At 33.4% G+C, this 18,476-nt stretch carries 15 protein-coding genes; 1 reads left to right on the forward strand and 14 read right to left on the reverse strand.

Annotation, left to right across the window (positions count from 1 at the left end; all coding sequences use genetic code 11):
• Window positions 1-52: 52 nt before the first annotated feature.
• The 14 genes from HM992_RS04400 to metG all read right to left on the reverse strand — a co-directional run bounded on the left by HM992_RS04400 (window position 53) and on the right by metG (window position 17,596).
• On the reverse strand, window positions 53-1,558 hold the full coding sequence (locus tag HM992_RS04400) for a class I adenylate-forming enzyme family protein (protein WP_179318852.1): 1,506 nt from the start codon (window positions 1,556-1,558) through the stop codon (window positions 53-55).
• Complete coding sequence (locus HM992_RS04405) at window positions 1,533-3,044, reverse strand: sodium/pantothenate symporter (protein WP_179318853.1); 1,512 nt, start codon at window positions 3,042-3,044, stop codon at window positions 1,533-1,535. The genes HM992_RS04400 and HM992_RS04405 overlap by 26 nt, the downstream gene beginning before the upstream one ends.
• 197 nt (window positions 3,045-3,241) lie before the next feature.
• Window positions 3,242-3,793 carry an ASCH domain-containing protein gene (locus tag HM992_RS04410; protein WP_179318854.1) on the reverse strand — a complete coding sequence of 184 codons (552 nt, stop codon included), beginning with the start codon at window positions 3,791-3,793 and terminating at the stop codon, window positions 3,242-3,244.
• 104 nt (window positions 3,794-3,897) lie between these two features.
• Window positions 3,898-4,074, reverse strand: coding sequence for a hypothetical protein (locus HM992_RS19815; RefSeq protein ID WP_229720447.1), 177 nt, complete (start codon window positions 4,072-4,074; stop codon window positions 3,898-3,900).
• Window positions 4,075-4,187: 113 nt separating this feature from the next.
• Complete coding sequence (locus HM992_RS04415; RefSeq protein WP_179318855.1) at window positions 4,188-4,886, reverse strand: cupin domain-containing protein; 699 nt, start codon at window positions 4,884-4,886, stop codon at window positions 4,188-4,190.
• A gap of 230 nt (window positions 4,887-5,116) precedes the next feature.
• Window positions 5,117-5,635: a ferritin gene (locus tag HM992_RS04420; RefSeq protein ID WP_179318856.1), complete on the reverse strand. Its 519-nt coding sequence runs from the start codon at window positions 5,633-5,635 to the stop codon at window positions 5,117-5,119.
• Between the two features lie 74 nt (window positions 5,636-5,709).
• Complete coding sequence (locus HM992_RS04425; protein ID WP_179318857.1) at window positions 5,710-6,612, reverse strand: histone deacetylase family protein; 903 nt, start codon at window positions 6,610-6,612, stop codon at window positions 5,710-5,712.
• Window positions 6,613-6,636: 24 nt separating this feature from the next.
• Window positions 6,637-9,030: a hypothetical protein gene (locus tag HM992_RS04430; RefSeq protein ID WP_179318858.1), complete on the reverse strand. Its 2,394-nt coding sequence runs from the start codon at window positions 9,028-9,030 to the stop codon at window positions 6,637-6,639.
• Window positions 9,031-9,048: 18 nt separating this feature from the next.
• A complete protein-coding gene (locus HM992_RS04435; RefSeq protein ID WP_179318859.1) occupies window positions 9,049-11,547 on the reverse strand; it encodes a hypothetical protein in 2,499 nt (832 codons plus the stop codon).
• Between the two features lie 105 nt (window positions 11,548-11,652).
• Window positions 11,653-13,770: a Tex family protein gene (locus HM992_RS04440; protein WP_179321034.1), complete on the reverse strand. Its 2,118-nt coding sequence runs from the start codon at window positions 13,768-13,770 to the stop codon at window positions 11,653-11,655.
• Between the two features lie 85 nt (window positions 13,771-13,855).
• Complete coding sequence (locus HM992_RS04445) at window positions 13,856-14,566, reverse strand: OmpA family protein (RefSeq protein ID WP_178986211.1); 711 nt, start codon at window positions 14,564-14,566, stop codon at window positions 13,856-13,858.
• 6 nt (window positions 14,567-14,572) lie between these two features.
• Window positions 14,573-15,043, reverse strand: coding sequence for a lipocalin family protein (locus tag HM992_RS04450; RefSeq protein WP_179318860.1), 471 nt, complete (start codon window positions 15,041-15,043; stop codon window positions 14,573-14,575).
• Window positions 15,044-15,134: 91 nt separating this feature from the next.
• Entirely contained in the window at window positions 15,135-15,506 is a 372-nt protein-coding gene (locus tag HM992_RS04455; protein WP_179318861.1) for a hypothetical protein, read from the reverse strand.
• A complete protein-coding gene (gene metG / locus HM992_RS04460) occupies window positions 15,506-17,596 on the reverse strand; it encodes a methionine--tRNA ligase (RefSeq protein WP_179318862.1) in 2,091 nt (696 codons plus the stop codon). Before metG ends, HM992_RS04455 begins: the two co-directional genes overlap by 1 nt.
• Window positions 17,597-17,713: 117 nt before the next feature.
• On the opposite strand from metG, the gene HM992_RS04465 reads away from it, so the two are divergent.
• On the forward strand, window positions 17,714-18,310 hold the full coding sequence (locus HM992_RS04465) for a hypothetical protein (RefSeq protein WP_179318863.1): 597 nt from the start codon (window positions 17,714-17,716) through the stop codon (window positions 18,308-18,310).
• Window positions 18,311-18,476 lie beyond the last annotated feature (166 nt).

An 18,476-nucleotide genomic window follows, 5' to 3' on the forward strand; every position in this document is an offset into this window, starting at 1 on the left:
GTGTTAATCAGTATAAATATGAGTAGTATGCTAAGTCTTTTCATGGTGTTGATCATTGTTCCGATTTAATGGAGTTAAAATATTTAAAGAGTTTCTTTCGGGATACTTTTCCTAAACTCGTTAATGGAATGTCGTCTAAAATAAATATATACTTTGGGTGTTTAAAAGCCACTAGGTTTGTTGTGAGTGTTTTACGTATGTCTAAAACGGTAAGGGCTTCGCTTTTTGAAGTTACAAATGCTATGCCACATTCTCCCCATTTTTCATCCTTTACACTTAAAACAACTGCTTTTTTAATGTCGTTAATGAGCTCTAATTGCACTTCTATTTCTTGCGGATAAATATTTTCTCCTCCAGAAATATACATGTCGTTTTTACGCCCTTTCATATATAAAAAACCGTCATCATCACAATAAGCAAAATCACCGGTAAATAGCCAACCCTTTTTTATTTTGTTGCTTGTTTTAACTGAATTGTTCCAATAACCAGGCGTCACAATATCTCCTTTTATACAGAGTTCTCCAACTTCGTTTGCTTTAACGGTTTCTCCATTTTGATTCACTATTTTTAAATCCAAATAGAAATTAGGTTTACCAATAGAATTGGGTTTTAACTCTGCCATATTATGATGTAAAGAGGTGATGCTTGGTCCGGCTTCTGTTAAGCCATAACCTGGTCGGATATAAATGTTTTTTTCGTTTTTCCAGAAGCTTACGAGTTCTGATGGTACTTTCTCTCCTCCAGAAATGATGTAACGTAATTTTTTAAGATTAACCTCTTTAAAAACTGGTGTTTTTTGCATCATTAATAGCATGGTTGGTAAGGCCATGAATAAGGTTGTTTTATTGAGCTCTAAAAGACATAATATTTTTTCGGCATCAAATTTTTCGAGCATTCCAATATGTGCACCTTTGTGTAATAATGGTGTAATAAAAACGTTCCATCCAGAAGTATGGTAAGGAGGTAAGGTGTTTATTGTGGAATCTCTAAAGGTAATTCCCAATTGCATAGAGGTGTTAAGGCTATTCCAAAAGAGCATTTTATTAGTGTAAATTACCCCTTTTGGAGTTCCTGTAGTACCAGAGGTATAGAAAATAAATAAAAGGTTATCTTCTTTAATCTCAAAGGTTTTGTTGACTGAGCAATCTGAGTTTTCAACATAATCTGCTAATACTTCAAACGTTAAAACCTCTAAATTTTGAATTGGTAACTGTTCAGCTTTGTCTTTGTGGTTGTTATTATGAATAAATAATCGCGGTGTGCAATCGATAACTAATTTAGAAATTTCGTTAACAGATTGGCGATAATTTAATGGTACAATTACCAATCCCATGCGTTGGCAAGCCACAAAAAGCACCATGTATTCTAGGCCGTGGTCTGCTAAAACGGCAATGCGGTCTCCTTCTTCGAGATTGCGTTCAGTAAATTTATGGACTAAACGATTGGCATAGGTGTGTAAGTCGCTATACGTATAACTTTTATTAGCGTCATATGATGTAATAGCAATCTTATCGGGCGTATAATCTGCCCATTTAGCGGTCCAATCTAGTGTGTCCACGTTCTATTTTTTTAGTGTCTAATTTGTAAATACTATAACCAACGATTAATGATGTTATAATGCCGATGGCTGCTGAAACTCCTGGGTTGTTAACAGGCTCTTGCATGTATGGTGTAATTCTGCCGTAATAAATCCCGAAATGCACTACAATAGCTGTGCTACTTGCTATAAAAACCGATCGGGTAGATACATGTTTTAAAAATGTACCAAACAAAACCGGAACAAAAGCAGCAGCAAAATAAGCATACACACCATTTTGAGCAAAAATAGCCACACTCACATCTGGGTTTTTAATCTGTTCCCAACTGAGTAAAAAGCTCACAATACCCAAAACAATAATCACCACCTTATTAATGGTTATGGTGTTTTTGGTGAATTTATCTTTAAACAGTGGATTTATAATATCTGAAGTAATAGTTATAGATAAAGACTGAATTAAACTCTCTAAAGTGGATAATCCTGCGGAAATTAATCCCACTACAATGACCAAACCAATTCCAACTGAAAATTTGGTTACGACGTAAGTTGGTATGATTTCATCCATTCGTAGTTTCTCTCCGTTAACCATAAAATCTGGAAAGCTGATACGTGCATATAAACCAACAATTACGACTAAAAAGAACACAATCATAAAAGCAATGCCGCTAAACAAATAGGTGTTTATTTTACTTGAATCTTTTAATAAGAGCGATTTTGTGATAATATGTGGTTGACAAACGATAGCAACTCCTATAACGATTTGGGTGGCGATGATTTCAAAATAATCTCGAAACAGAAAGCTTTCTGTATTTGTGGGTTTTGTAAGATTTGGGTCAATGGCATTCAATTTATCAAAGAATCCAGTAATACCATCTGCGAAATATTCGGAACCTGAACCTATTAAAATTAAGGCCACAATACACATTATTATCGCCTGAATGGTGTTGGTGTATACCATAGAATTCGCACCTCCAAACATCATATATCCAAATACAAAGGCTGTAATTCCCATTAACACATAAAATGGATCAGCATTCAGGGATTTTGAAATCACTTGTGTTAATCCAACATTAATAAGCACAATAAATGTAATGAGTAAAAGGGCGATGATGCCAAAGAAAAAGGCATATTTTTTACTGTTGTAGCGTTTACCAATCCATTGTGCCATGGTGGTTGCTTTTACGGCATTACCTTGTTTTACGAAGCCTTTTGTAAAAACGATTAACGAAATAAAAGCCGCAATTGGCAATACAATGGCAAAAGAGATCACTCCTGAAATTCCGTAGAGTGCAATAAATCCTGGGTTGATAATAAAGGTTGCGGCACTGGTCATTGAAGCTGCTAAAGATAAGCCAACAACCCACGACGGAAAGCCAATTGTACCAACGGCATAATCGTTTATACTCGTATTTTTTCGAGCTCCTCGGATTACGAAAAATAAGATGACGGCAGCGTACACTCCCAATAAAATCCACATGTAAGTTACCAATTGGTCTGATGCAATCATTTGAAATAAAGTCTTTAAAACAAAGAACAATCTTTATATTATTTTTAGTGCTACTATTTGGTTTTATAAAGGTGTGACTTTAGTACATAACTATGGTATGAATAGCATTATGCTAAATATAACAATAATATCATTAGATATGACTTTAAATTAATTTCAGGCGTTTTTAACAATTTTGAAGTGTTTTGAGTTTTGAATTATTCAGGCCAAATAGTTTCAAATTCTTCACAAACGATGAGCATGTCTTCGGTTGGTGTTTCTTCGCTTTGTTCTAAGGCATTGGCGAAAAAGTCCCAATGCGCTTTTTTCCATTTTTGAAGTGGGTCTGTAGTTGTTCCCATATCTAAAGCGGCATAAGCTTTAGAAATTTGATAGAAAGGAATTGTATCTACCTTTTTAATTTCAATTATAGCTTTTGCTTTTCCATCAAAATCAGTAATAATATGTTTAGTTCCTCTTTTTGGTAAATCTGCATTTGCTTCTTTGTACCAAGCGTATAGACCAGAACTAGCTTTCTTCTTACCATTTAAGACCAATGCTGCTAACCGATTGGCATCATCTTTATTATCATGAAAATACCAAGATTCTGGGAGCTTGTCTTTTTGAAATTCGGGATGAGATGCGGTGTACGTATGCCACATGTCGTAAACCGATTGGTCAATGGAGTTTTCTGTTTGTATTTCAGTTTTTGTTTCGTTTTTACAACTCGATACAATTAATAGCAGAAGAATAAATGCGATGTATTTCATTATTCTAAAGTACTAAAAAAACAAAAACAGCAACCCATTTGGTTACTGTTTCTCGATTATAAATCTATTGTAGATTTGAAGTTTGTTATATACTTAAGATAGGTCTAAGCCACCTTTTTTAGTAAATCAAAACAAGGACATTTTTTACATCGCTTGTTTTCCGCTTTTTTATATTTTTTACAGCACTTGGATTTTACATTGTCAAGTGTTTCTATACCAGCAGCCGCCAGAACTTTAATCCGTTCTTTTTTTAGCTTTTTATTTTTCTTCTTTTTGCCCATTGCATAAAAAATCAATAGTGCAAAAATAACTATTTATACTTAATCTAAATAAAATTTAACATTTTGTCATTAGCCAATGAACTACAGATGCAATATAGCTTATAAGTTTATGTTTAATTCATTTTGGGATCTGACCTGAGAACGCCAGCATTGGTGTGTACGTTTCCTACTTCAGTAATAACGACACCTTCTGGTCCTGCCATTTGCCAATGTGGTGATTCAGCCTCAGCTAACGAAGCAAAATCTCCTTCATTGGCTTCAATAATATGATTGGTGCTTACTTTTCCATCCCAGTGGTTTTGTGGAACTACCACTTGTGGAAACTGATCACGATTGTTTTCGCCTACACCAACGATGTAGCTTTTTCCATGTCGTACGAGCCAACCTTCCATTTTTACAGGATTACCTTCTGCGGCAAAATGCATATGCTCGCCTAACATTTGGCCTGGTAATAGAAAGATGTCCATGAGCATATATTGGTCTTCCTCGTTATTTACAAACATAACTGAGGCTAATCCTAATTCTGCATAGTTGCCTTGATTATAATCGGTCAGCCATATTTTTTCGCGTAGACCTTCAAAAATGGGATAATTATGATATTCTAGCATTTCCATTAAAGCATCTTTTGCCTTTTCTTCTAAGAATTGGCCTTCAGCATCATAAAATTGCTCATTAGAGAATTTTAATTCTTTTTTATTGGTAGGTTCAACAACTTCTACAGTATCTATCGTTTTGTTTTTGTCGTTCTTATTAGCACAGCTATAGCATAATAGAGTAAGCATTAAAACGGTTAATAGACATCGTATTTTCATAAAAAATTATTTTAATATTTAAAGTAGATCATAATGACTTTAAATATAACGTAACTAAATATGAATATTTTATGCTTGTTTCAATTTATAATAGGATTTTTAGAGTCGCTATTATTACCACCATTATATTTTTAATTTCTAAATATTTTAAGTGAAAAAAAGTGGAATCGATAATGCTGTTTTAGAGTTTTTTGTCTAAAATGACTATGTAAAACCGATGAGTTTAATAATTATGCACTAGGTGTATCAGCTGCTGAGCTTACGGTTAGTTGTTGTATGTCTCTATCAAACAAATACAATCCGCCTTTATCATCTCCAATCATCTTCACTTTATCTAAGATAGTTCTTGCCATAGCTTCTTCTTCAATTTGCTCTGATACGTACCATTGTAAAAAGTTATGGGTCGCATAGTCTTTTTCTTGTAAAGAAATGTGTACTAATTCGTTGATGCTTTCTGATACGAAAATTTCATGTTCTAAAAGTTTTTCGAACATAGCTTTATACGAAGAAAAGGTTACACTTGGCGCTTTAAGTTCAGAGACATGTGCATGTCCTCCACGTTCATTAATAAACTTTACGAGTTTTAGCATGTGTTCACGCTCTTCATCTGATTGACTGTACATAAAATTAGAAATGCCTTCAAGTCCTTTTACTTCGGCCCAAATGGCCATAGCTAAATAGGCTTGTGATGATTCTGCTTCGATTCTTATTTGTTGGTTTAATGCGGCTTCTATAGACTTTGATAACATAATTTGTATGTGTTTTAAACAAATATAAGCATAGTTAAATCACTTTTGAAGCTTTTCTTCTTTAGAAATTAACTCTAAAAATAAAAGTCTTGTGCTAGGCGAAACGTATTGGCATGGGCATTTACAATGGTTTTTATGTCTGGTGAATAACCTCCTCCCATGCTACACATTATTGGGATTTGATTTAATTTACATTGCTCTAAAACAAAACGATCTCTGGCTTTACAGCCTTCAATGGTTAGGCCTAGTTTGCCTAATTTGTCGGTTTTAATCACGTCAACACCGCATAAATAGTAAATGAAGTCTGGTTGTTGTTGCGCAATGAGTTTTGGTAATGTGTTTTTTAAAAGTTTTAAATAGGCAGAGTCGTCAGTATCATTTTCTAAAGCGATATCTAAATCACTAACTTCCTTTTTAAAAGGATAATTGCTTTTACCATGCATTGAAAAGGTGAAAACGGAATCGTCATTCTGAAAAATTTCTGCTGTGCCATTACCTTGATGCACGTCTAAATCTACGATTAAAATCTTTTTAACGAGACCTTTATTTTGAAGATAACGCGCAGCAATAGCTTGGTCATTCAGCATACAAAATGCTTCTCCACGATTTGTAAAGGCATGATGTGTGCCACCTGCAATATTCATGGCAATGCCATGTTGTAAAGCAAATTCACTCGCTTTTATGGTGCCATCGGCAATGTGTATTTCACGCTGTACCAAAGCTCTGCTTAGGGGAAATCCTATTTTACGAGCCGCACGTTGGTTTAGAGTGATATTTATTAAATCATAATAATATTCAGGATCATGAATAGCAACAATATATTTATCATTAGGTTGTTCTGGTTCAAAAAAATTAATGTCTTTACAGGTACCTTCATACAGTAATTGTTGTGGTAACAATTCATATTTTTCCATAGGAAAACGATGGCCTGCAGGTAAAGAATGTTTATAGATTGGGTGATACGCTATTTTTAACATTACAACTTAAAAAGATTAGGCTTCCTAATTCATAAGGACTGTTTTTTCTTCAAAAATAAAAATGCCATCCCTAGTTATGCCTTCAATGAATAAGGTAATTGGTATTCTAGGGCGTTCTAATTTGAAACTTGTATTACCGTTTTTATCAATATTTAATTGCGGTTTCCAACCAACTACTCCATAAGATTTGTAAAATGAATCACCTGTATTTCTATATTTAGGTACGTAGTATGTTTTTTCTACACTAAACGTTAATGGAAGTTTAAACTCCTTCATGGTGCTTTTGTCGTAATTTGATATGGTACTAATCTCATTCAAATAAATTTTAATAACACCGCTTTCGCCTCTTAAACCTTGACCTATTCCTGTTTTATTAATTTCTATATAGTCAATATTTTCTATACTATACCGGTTTAAAATACTTGTATCATATAAAAGCATATTGTCTAAATAAATTAACATTGGTGTATCTGGGCTGTAAGTAGAACGGACGTCTAGTCCGCTTGTTGAATCATCCACAAATAAGCCTTTAGAGATTAAAAAGTTAGTTAAAGTGGTAAATGTTTTTTTGTCTTGTTCATCAAAAACAGTGATATTTCCTCCTACGCTGTTGTTCAATTTTTCTAATCGCTGTTTATTATAGCTAGCGTTAGATTTTATAGTGACTTCGTCTAGCTTTTGTACGTTATTAGCATTGTTGAATATAAAATTACTGCGATATTGACTAAGACTTTCTAGTAATTTATAATCGGGTTTAGGAGTTAGTACCTTATTGTTATCGTTAAGAGGAGGTATGATACTTGGGAAATACTGTAAATACAATATGGCAGGTAATAGACCATCACTTTCAGTCATTTTTGAAAGTTTAATTGTAGTCGCCTCTTCAGGAAAAGTGTTTTCAATTAAAAAACTCTGATCTGTATCATTAGCCGTGAAGGTTCGTGGAGCATCATTATTTACAGAATGCAATAGGTAGTTGATTTCCTTACCGCTATTCTTGTCCTTAGACGTAAGGTTAGCTTTTATAGTAATGCCTTGTTCAAAGGCGAATTTAATGTCAGGTTCAGTATTAAAAATTTTATCCCAATTATAGCTACTCCAACCTTGCGTTATGAGTAGATTATCTAATTCATATTTCTTTTTAGCATCGATATCTGTAAAATAGTATCTCGATTGTTCAATAGTACCTTTAATGTAAGGTTCTAAAAACACGTAAGACATTAGATTGTTATGGCTAGTATAAGATTTTGTTTCTTGTGGTAAAACGGAAATACTTAAGGAGTTAAAAGTATCAACATTTATAGCTTTAAAATTAAGATTTACAGTTACGGAATCTTTAGTTTTATCGGTTGTTACAGTATCTGTTTTTAAAATAGAAAGACCTTCATAGTTGAAGAATAAACGTTCTGCAATCGGTTGATCGTTTTCATTAAAAAGGGTGAGTGTATTAATACCAGTAGCCGTACTGCTGTATTCAATTGCTCTTGTTATTTCTGTCGAATCCGTAAAGTAAACATCCATAATATCAAATTCGTCTCCATTATGAATCATTAAGGTGTGTCTTTTATTTTTAATAGTTTCAAGTGTTTTGTCATTTGTAATGAGCGACACAAAAACTTTAGAATTTAAGCTTTTAAGTGCTATGATGATGCCTTCATCTTCTAGGTTTTGGTTAATATTAAACGTAAAATCTTTATTTGTGTTCTTGATGTTCACTTTGTAATGGTTGCCAATTTCTGGTAATAATTGAAATTTCCCAATGCCAAATTGATTGGTTTCAAAAGAGGTTAGCAGTTCATTATTTTTATCTACAACTTCACCTTTAGCATAAGGAATACCAAAACCAAGTTGGTCTTTAATAACAACACCTACAACATTAACCACACCGTTTAGTAAGTGGCCACTTTCTGGTAAAAATTGGGCGTCAATTTTATTATCTATTCGTTTTTCATCAGCATAGTCTTCAGTATCCGCATCAATAACTCTAATGGATTCTGAAAAATAATTTTTCTCATTAAAATTAAGCATCCAATTGGTGTATGCTTTTATTTTATAGTGGCCAGACTTAAAAAGTGAGTCGATTTCAAAGGTGTTTGATGCGACTCCATCCACAACTTTTATTAATTTTTGTTTTAATATAGTGTCATCTTTATCCGCAATACTTACATATAGATTTGTAGTAAGAAAAGATGGTTTTTTATCTTTTTTGTCTAGGACATAAGCTGTAAAAGCGATGTCTTCTCCTTTAATGTAGTTAGATTTATTGAGATGTAAGTAAACCACTTCGCGAGCAGCTTCTGTATACTCCTCGTAACTGTCTAAAATTTGAGAATCTTCTTGAGCGTTTATCGAAACAAAACTTAATAACAAAAGAATAAAAACAAAAGGGCAAGAATATAGAGAGCTGTTGATTTTCATAATATTTAATATTAAAATCTAATTTATTGAAATTATTTTTTCTTCAAAAATAAAAGAGCCAGCATTAGTAATACCTTCAATATATAATGTAATAGGCATGCTTGGACTAGCAATTTTTAAATTTACATTATTATTTCTATCTAAATTGGTAAAAGTCTTCCAATCTACAACACCATAGGATTTGTAAAATGAATCACCTGTGTTTCTGTATTTTGGTGTATAATATTTTTTTTCAGGACTAAAAGCTAAAGGGACTTTAAATGAATTTACCGTTTTTTTATCAACAGCCTTTGAGTTTTTAAACTTTGTGTATAAACGAAGTACTCCAGATGAGCCTCTCATGCCTTCACCTATAGCAAATCTGTTGATTTCTATATAATCTATTTGAGATAAATCGTATCTATTTAAAATGCTTGTATCTATTAAGCGCATATCATTTAAGAAAATGGCGAAAACTCCTCCGCTATACGTGGACACTTTTAATCCATTATCATCAATCATTTGGCTAAGATCATCTCCGTTATCAGCGGATAATCTTGGGCTACCAACGTTATTTCCCAAAGCTATATTTTCTTGTTGAACAGCGGTATTAACCATACTTGATGATTCTGTTACTAATAAGCCTTGAGCCATTAAATAATTATTAAGTGTTAAATATGATCTAATATCTTCCTCATTAACAACTTTGACTTCTCCAAATCGTCCAAAACTTAATTCTTCTATTCTTTTTAACTTTTTATCTAATTTTGTAGTTAAAGTAACTTCTTTAAGTTGCTGTACATTAGGTGAGTTAAGAATAAAATTGGTGTTGTGTGTATCAAAACTCTCCTTTAATTTGTAGTCGGTTTTAGGTGATAATAACAATTTCTCATCTTTTAATTGAGGAATTATTCGTGGAAAATATTGTAGATATAATTTCGCAGGTTGCAGTCCTTTGTTTTCAGTAACTTTAGAAAGATTGAGTTGGTTATTGTCTTCAGGAAAAATATTTTCAATTAAGAAACTCTTATCTGGTCGTTGCACATTTAAAATTCTAGGGCTTTCATTATTTATTGCATGCAATACAAAATTAAGATCTGAACTATCGTTTAAATCCTTTTCGGTAAGGTTAGCTTTAATGGTAATGCCTTGTTCAAAAGCGTGGGTTAATTGGGATTTAGTCTTATAAATTTTATCCCAATTATAACTGCTCCAACCTTGTGTTAGTAGTAAATTATCTAGTTCATACTTCTTTCTATCGTCTATATCTGTAAAGTAGTATTTTGCTTGTTCAATAGTGCCATTAACATAAGGTTCTAAAAACGTGTACGACAACATATTGTGATGCCTATTATAAGATTTGGTTTCTTGCGGCAAAACAGAAACACTTAAAGTGTTAAACGTATTTGGATTTAAAGTTTTAAAATTAAGGTTTAGGCTTACCGAATCTTTCGTCTTCTTAGCGGTTATATGATGGGACTTTAAAATATGAATGCCTTCATAATTAAAAAACAAACGTTCTGCAATAGGTTGGTCATTGTCGTTAAAAAGCGTTAGTGTATTAACACCTGTCGCTACATTATTATACTCAATGGTTGTTGTAATTTCTGTATTATCAGTAAAGTAGATGTCCTTAATATTAAATTCATCTCCATTATGAATCATTAAGGAGTGCTTCTTATTTTTAATTGTTTCTAGTGTTTTTTCATTTGTTATGAGCGACACAAAAACCTTAGATTTTAAACTTTTAAGAGAAATTAAAACACCTTCATTTTCAATTTTATGATTGAGAAGAAAGCTAAAATCTTTATTGTTATTTGTGATATTTATGTTGTAGTGATTACCAAATTCTGGCAACAATTGAAATTTTCCAATACCAAATTGGTTGGTTTCAAAAGATGTTAAAACTTCATTGTTTTTATCTACAACATTACCTTTTGCATAAGGAATACCAAAACCAAGTTGGTCTTTAATAACAACGCCTATAATATTAACAACACCGTTTAATAAGTGGCCGCTTTCTGGTAAAAACTGAGCATCAATTTTATTGTCTATTCTTTTTTCACTAAGATCGTTTTCATTATCAGGATTGAGTATTCTAATAGATTCTGAAAAATAATTTTTTTCATCAAAATTAAGCATCCAATTGGTATAGGCTTTTATTTTATAGTTTCCGGAAGAAAATGTGGAGTCCACCTCAAATGTGTTTGAAGCCACACCATCTGTTACTTTTATGAGTTTTTGTTTTAAAACCGTTTTATTTTTATCTTCAATACTTACGTATAAATTAGTGGTGATAAAAGACGGTTGTTTACTTTTTTTATCTAAAACGTAGGCTGTAAAACCAATGGGCTCACCACTAATATATGTAGATTTGTTAAGGTGTAAGTACACCACTTCTCGAGCAGGCGTTGTATAGGCTTTATAAGTCTCTACAATTTGTGAAGATTCTTGGGCTTCTGAGACATTAATCGAAAAAGAAAAAATAAAAAGCGTGGTAAATAGAATTCTAACCGAGTTGCGTAAAGTTTTTAGCATAGTTTTTGGTTTTAGAGATTAGAAATGTTAAAAAATTAACATCACAAATACTATGCCACCAAAATTATAATTACTACTAGTTCAGTTAAATTCGAGACTGGTATGTTACTTATGCAATTTAAGCTGTATGCGTTTCCGAGCGACATCGACTTCTAGAACTTTTACAATAATTTGTTGGTGCAAATGCACATGTTCATTAACGTCTTTAACAAAGCTATCCGATAAATTTGAAACATGAATCAGTCCACTTTCTTTAATCCCAACATCTACAAAACACCCAAAATTGGTGATGTTATTAACGATTCCTGGTAATAATTGTCCTTCGTGTAAATCAGTAATGGTTTTTATATTTTGGTTGAAAGTGAATACTTTTGCTGTTTCTCTGATGTCTAAACCTGGTTTTTCAAGCTCAGTAATGATGTCTTGAAGCGTAGGCAAACCAACTGTTTCTGTGTAATATTTTTTTAGATCTATTTTTTGAAGAATCATTTTGTTTCCAATCAAGTCTTGAAGCGAAACCCCTTCGTCTTTAGCCATTTTCTCGACGATTTTATAGGTTTCAGGATGCACAGAAGAATTGTCCAATGGATTTTTGGCATCGCGAATTCTTAAGAAGCCAGCAGCTTGTTCGTATGCTTTTCCACCTAAACGTGGCACTTTTTTAATATCGTTTCTCGATGTAAAGGCTCCGTTTTCGTTTCTGTAATTAAAAATATTTTCTGCTAATTTTGGTCCAATTCCAGAAACCGAACTGAGTAGCGGTGTACTGGCAGTGTTAATGTTAACACCAACGGCATTCACACAATTCTCAACGACAACATCGAGTTGTTTTTGAAGCTTTGTTTGATCCACATCATGCTGGTATTGCCCAACTCCAATAGACTTAGCGTCAATTTTTACCAACTCAGCTAAGGGATCTTGCAAACGTCTTCCAATAGAAACCGACCCTCTAACCGTTACATCGTAATTGGGGAATTCTTCACGTGCAATTGTTGAAGCCGAATAAATACTCGCGCCAGCTTCACTAACGACAAACACTTGGATATCGTTTTTAAATTGAATTTTTCGAATTAAAGCTTCGGTTTCTCGTGATGCTGTTCCGTTTCCAATCGCAATCGCTTCAATTTTATAAGCTTCGACTAAAGAAGAAATCTTTTTTATAGCTCCAATACTATCATTTTTTGGGGCATGTGGATAGATGTTTTCATTGTGTTTTAAAGCACCTTGAGCATCTAAACACACGATTTTACAACCACTTCTAAAACCAGGATCGATGGCTAAAACGCGTTTTTCGCCAATAGGTGAGCCTAATAATAATTGCTTTAAATTTTTAGCAAAAACAGTAATCGCAGATTCATCGGCTTTTTCCTTTGCCTTTTGAAGTGCTTCATTACTTAATGACGGAAACAATAAACGTTTATAAGCGTCTGAAATCGCTAGTTCTATTTGGTCTGCGCAAGCATTTTGGCTTTTTATGATTCTATGATCAATACGTTCTAAAACTCTAACGGCATCAACTTCAATTTTCACACGGATAAAGCCTTCGCTTTCTGCTCTTAAAATGGCTAATAACCTATGTGAAGGAATTCGTGATAGAGATTCAGACCAATCGAAGTAGTCTCGGAATTTTTGGGCTTTTTCGTCTGTAGATTTAGACTTAATTACTTTGGTCGTAATTTGAGCATGACGCTCTAATTCATTTCTGAGCGTATTCCGAATATCCGTACGTTCATTAATCCATTCAGCAATAATATGTCTAGCTCCTTCTAAAGCGTCTTCCACAGATGTAACATCTCCTTTAACATATTTAAACGCGATAGATTCGATGTCATTTGCCTTTTGGCTCATTATGATTTTAGCCAAAGGTTCTAAGCCATTTTTACGAGCTGTTTCGGCTTTTGTTTTTCGTTTTTTCTTGAAGGGTAAATACAAATCTTCAAGCGTTGTTGCGTCTTGTGCTTGTTCAATCTTCAGTTTTAAGTCGTCAGTTAAAACGTCTTGTTCTTCCAGAGCTTTTAAAATGGCGATTTTTCGTTTTTCTAAAGCTTCAAACAGCTCTTTGTATTTAACGATATCTCCAATTTGCACTTCGTCTAAATTTCCTGTGGCCTCTTTCCTGTAGCGCGAAATAAAGGGAATGGTGCAGTCTTCATTCAATAATTGAACGGTACTTTTTATACTGCTTTTAGGTAATTGGGTGAGTTGAACTATGTAATCTATCATCATAAAAAAAGACCTTATACGTTTTAGAGTATAAGGCCTGTAAGATATTTAACTCGGCTGTAATTGCCGAATGATTTAACAAAAGTTATTCATTAGAACCTGCCTCTTGTTTGGCATCATTAATCATGTCTTCATTAGGAACAATGGCAATATTAACACGTCTATTTTTAGAACGTCCTTCTGCTGTTGTATTATCGTACATCGGTTGTTCTTCACCAAACCAGTGTGTTGTAAACCGACCACTACTTAAACCTTTTCCGGTTAGGTAATTGGTTACAGCTTCTGCTCTGTTTTTAGATAACGTCATATTGTAAGCATCATTACCTGAACTATCTGTATGCCCAACAACTAAAATATTAGTATCTGGATATTCTAAAAATACGGCAGCTAGTTTATTTAATGATTCCTGAGACTTGGCATTAATATTATACTTTTCAGTATCAAAATAAACACCACTTTGCTCATCAAAGGTCAGTACGATACCATCATCAACACGTTCTACGGTGGCTCCAGGTATTTCATTTTCAATTTCCTGCGCTTGCTTATCCATTTTATTTCCAATAAGGACTCCAGCGCCTCCGCCAACAACGCCACCAATTACAGCTCCTAATTCGCTATTGTTTCCGTTTCCAACGTTATTTCCAATGATGGCACCTAAAAGAGCGCCACCTGCAGCACCAATAACTCCGCCTTTTTGTTTGTTATTGGCATTATCTACAGCCTTACAGCTTGTCATCAAAACTAAAAGTAATGATAAGGCTATGGCTAAATTTGTTTTATAATTGAATAGTTTCATATTTGTTTAAATTTTTGAAAAGTTCATGTTAATAGTGATGGGCTTTCCATCTAAAGTCACAATTTGTTGCCACTGCATAACGGTTTCAGAAAGTGATGTGAGTTCTAGTCTGAACCCTGCGTTAGTTTCAGATTTACCTTTTTCATTGGTAGGTTTTAATAGGAAATTATACAAACCTGTATCTTCGTTAACTTCATCTATTGTGAATGCGAAGTAGCGTTGATCTGCCTCACAAGTTAATCCTGAAAGGGTATAGTTTCCTGTATTGTTATTCGGTATAAATTGCCAAGTGCTATTTTCAAAACAGGCTTTTTCTGCATCGTTAAGTAGTGTGATTTTTAAATCTCCAATGGCTGAAGTTTTTATGGACGTTAATGTCCAATCTCCTTTAATCGTTTTTTTGGATTGACGAACTGTTTTAGAAGAACCACAAGCTAAAAAGCAAAAGGTAATAAGTACTAGTACTATATTTTTCATTGTTTTGAGTATTGTTTCAATTCAAAATTACTCAAACAGGGAAGGGTGCATTATTTCAAAAGATTAAATTGTTGATGCATTAGCTAAATGGTTAATCATTAAAACAGTTTCTAATCATCATTTCACAAGATGAATATTTGTTAGAAATTTCTTTAATTTGTTTTAAAGCTTGTTCTATTTTATTTCTCTCATGATAAGCAGTAACTGAGCCACCAAAGAATAGGCTAATAACAACTGTGAGTATTCCAGTTTTAGTTTCAATATTATCTAGATTTAGACTCGGAATGGTTTTGATATAGTTTAATACAAAATCGTCGTCGATATGTGTAAATAAGTAGGTTTTTATCTCTTCGTTATATTTAGAAAATGATTCAATCTCAGGCATATTTCCACCAGTTCTAATGAGGCGTTCTGCCTGAGCTTGCAAATCTTTAACTTGTCTTGTTATTGAAGGTTTTGTCATTAACTAATCTGCAGTCCGTTATTAACTCCGTCGATATCAGGATTAACAAACACCAAATTACCGCTTTCATCCTCAGTCATTAATATCATTCCTTCACTTTCAACACCCCTTAATTTTCTTGGTGCTAAATTGACTAAAACCGTAACACGTTTTCCAATAACGTCTTCTGGTTTAAAACTTTCAGCGATACCAGAGACAATCGTTCTTGTGTCAATACCTGTGTCTACTTTTAAGATGAGTAGCTTTTTAGTTTTTGGCATTTTTTCTGCTTCGAGAATGGTTCCTACACGTAAATCTAGTTTGGTAAAATCTTCAAAAGTGATTTCTTCTTTTTGCGGTTCAGCTACTTTATTGGCCGCTTCGTTAGCTTTTTTACTCGCAATTAATTTTTCAAGTTGCTTATCAATTTCAGCATCTTCAATTTGAGAAAATAGTAAATCAGCTTTTCCTTCTTGTAGTTTATGTTCTGCCGGAAGTAGAATATCTTTTGTTGAAACATCTTCCCAAGAAGCATCATTATAATTTAAAATACCTTTCAATTTTGTTGAAGTAAAAGGCAAAAATGGTTCCGATAAAACTGCTAATGCCGACGCAATTTGTAAAGCTACAAACATTACTGTTTTGGTACGTGCTTCATCAGTTTTTATTGTTTTCCATGGTTCTTCGTCTGCAAGGTACTTGTTACCCAATCGTGCTAAGTTCATCAATTCCTGGCTCGCTTCCCTAAAACGGTAACGCTCAATAGAACTCGAAATTACTGCCGGATAGGCTTTTACAGCTGCTAATGTTTCTTCATCAATAGCCAAATATTCGCTAGGTGTAGGAACACTACCATTGTAGTATTTGTTGGTTAAGACGGCTACACGATTGATAAAGTTACCGAAGATAGCCACCAATTCATTGTTGTTTCTAGCTTGAAAATCTTTCCAAGTAAAATCGTTATCCTTAGTCTCTGGTGCATTCGCTGTTAAAGCATAGCGTAATACATCTTGCTGATTAGGGAAATCAATTAAATAATCGGGTAACCAAACCGCCCAGTTTTTTGAGGTCGATAATTTCTGACCTTCTAAATTTAAAAATTCATTAGCAGGCACGTTTTCTGGTAAAATATAAGAGCCTTCTGCTTTTAACATGGATGGAAATATAATACAGTGAAATACAATATTATCTTTTCCTATAAAATGCACCAATTTAGTGTCTTCATCTTTCCAATAATCTTCCCAGTTTTTACCTTCGCGAGCTGCCCATTCTTTGGTAGAAGAGATGTAACCAATAGGAGCATCGAACCAAACGTAGAGGACTTTACCTTCGCCACCTTCAACAGGTACCGGAATTCCCCAATCTAAATCTCTAGTTACCGCTCTTGGTCTTAGTCCATCATCAATCCAAGATTTAACTTGGCCGTAAACATTAGGTTTCCAGTCTTTTTTATGACCTTTTAAAATCCACTCACGTAAGAATGCTTCGTGTTTATTTAAAGGTAAAAACCAGTGTTTGGTTTCTTTCAAAGTTGGTACATTACCAGTTATTGCCGATTTAGGATTTATTAAATCTGTCGCATTTAAACTGGATCCACAACTTTCACATTGATCACCATAAGCTTCTTCATTGCCGCATTTTGGACACGTTCCTGTTACAAAACGGTCTGCTAAAAACTGATTCGCTTCAGCATCGTATAATTGTTCAGTAACCTCTTCTACAAATTCGTTTTTGTCATAAAGGGTTTTGAAAAACTCTTGAGCCGTATCATGATGAATTTGAGCTGTTGTACGTGAGTAGTTATTAAATGAAATACCAAAATCTAGAAACGATTGCTTGATAATAGCATGGTATTTATCTACAATATCTTGTGGAGTGACTCCTTCTTTTTTGGCTTTAATAGTAATGGGCACACCATGCTCATCGCTTCCGCAAATAAAGGCAACATCATTTCCGGTTAATCTTAGGTATCTAGAATAAATATCTGCAGGCACATAAACACCAGCTAAATGTCCAATATGAATTGGGCCGTTTGTATATGGTAATGCTGCTGTTATGGTATATCTTTTAGACATGATTTTCATTTTTTTTGAAGCTACAAAAGTAAGCATTTTGTAGTGCCAATTATAATGAAATGTAGAAACGCTTTATCGAAATTTTTTAACATTTATTTAATAAAAACATAAATTAAACTACATTTAGCGCTTAATCAAACAAATTTATAAAAAATGAAGAATTTAAAACTACTTATTTTATTAGTGTCAATTAGCTTAGTATCTTTTTCTTGTGGAAGTGATGATGATGGCGATGGTGGGTCTAGCACAGGTTCAGGTATTTTAGTTTATGGTGATACGGAATATCAATTAAAAGCGGGAGTTATTGAGGATTATGGTGGATTTGAAGGTATATATAATTTTGATATATCTTTAGTAGACTCTAGACTAGAAGTTGTAGATGGTGAAGCTGTACCTACAAATGATACGTTTTCTGGAGTGTATTTTGAACTTTTTACATCAAATTCATCGGATTTAGAAGAGGGAGTGTATTCATTTGGAAACAATGTTGAATCGGGTGCCTATACATATGCTGAGGTTATCATAGATGCTGCTTTTGACGATTTTTATGATGAATTCGAAATTAATTCAGGATCTTTTACGGTTTTAGATGATGGTTCTTCTTATGAATTTGAATTTGAAGGAACGGTATCTAATGGTACATCATTTTCAGGTTATTATACAGGATCTTTATTGTCGTTTGATTACTCAAGTGATTCAGGTCGATCAGCGACTCCTAATGCAACAAAAACTAAAGCATTATTCAAATAATAATTTTATTAATTATTTTATAGAAAGAGATGGTCTTATTAATAAGGTCATCTCTTTTTTTATGCGATGAAACTTCTGACTGATTTAAATTGAAGATGAAAAGCGGAGTTATATTTTTAAGTATTATTCGATATTTAAATTGATAAGCTTCAGTTTTTACTTTTTA

This window comes from Winogradskyella helgolandensis (genome assembly GCF_013404085.1).
In the GTDB taxonomy this organism is placed as follows: Bacteria; Bacteroidota; Bacteroidia; order Flavobacteriales; family Flavobacteriaceae; genus Winogradskyella; species Winogradskyella helgolandensis.

Coding starts and splice junctions, on each gene's coding strand:
- HM992_RS04405 (WP_179318853.1), bottom strand. CDS start 3,044: ATGATTGCATCAGACCAATTGGTAACTTACATGTGGATTTTATTGGGA.
- HM992_RS04410 (WP_179318854.1), bottom strand. CDS start 3,793: ATGAAATACATCGCATTTATTCTTCTGCTATTAATTGTATCGAGTTGT.
- HM992_RS19815 (WP_229720447.1), bottom strand. CDS start 4,074: ATGGGCAAAAAGAAGAAAAATAAAAAGCTAAAAAAAGAACGGATTAAA.
- HM992_RS04415 (WP_179318855.1), bottom strand. CDS start 4,886: ATGAAAATACGATGTCTATTAACCGTTTTAATGCTTACTCTATTATGC.
- HM992_RS04420 (WP_179318856.1), bottom strand. CDS start 5,635: ATGTTATCAAAGTCTATAGAAGCCGCATTAAACCAACAAATAAGAATC.
- HM992_RS04425 (WP_179318857.1), bottom strand. CDS start 6,612: ATGTTAAAAATAGCGTATCACCCAATCTATAAACATTCTTTACCTGCA.
- HM992_RS04430 (WP_179318858.1), bottom strand. CDS start 9,030: ATGAAAATCAACAGCTCTCTATATTCTTGCCCTTTTGTTTTTATTCTT.
- HM992_RS04435 (WP_179318859.1), bottom strand. CDS start 11,547: ATGCTAAAAACTTTACGCAACTCGGTTAGAATTCTATTTACCACGCTT.
- HM992_RS04440 (WP_179321034.1), bottom strand. CDS start 13,770: ATGATAGATTACATAGTTCAACTCACCCAATTACCTAAAAGCAGTATA.
- HM992_RS04445 (WP_178986211.1), bottom strand. CDS start 14,566: ATGAAACTATTCAATTATAAAACAAATTTAGCCATAGCCTTATCATTA.
- HM992_RS04450 (WP_179318860.1), bottom strand. CDS start 15,043: ATGAAAAATATAGTACTAGTACTTATTACCTTTTGCTTTTTAGCTTGT.
- HM992_RS04455 (WP_179318861.1), bottom strand. CDS start 15,506: ATGACAAAACCTTCAATAACAAGACAAGTTAAAGATTTGCAAGCTCAG.
- metG (WP_179318862.1), bottom strand. CDS start 17,596: ATGCTTACTTTTGTAGCTTCAAAAAAAATGAAAATCATGTCTAAAAGA.
- HM992_RS04465 (WP_179318863.1), top strand. CDS start 17,714: ATGAAGAATTTAAAACTACTTATTTTATTAGTGTCAATTAGCTTAGTA.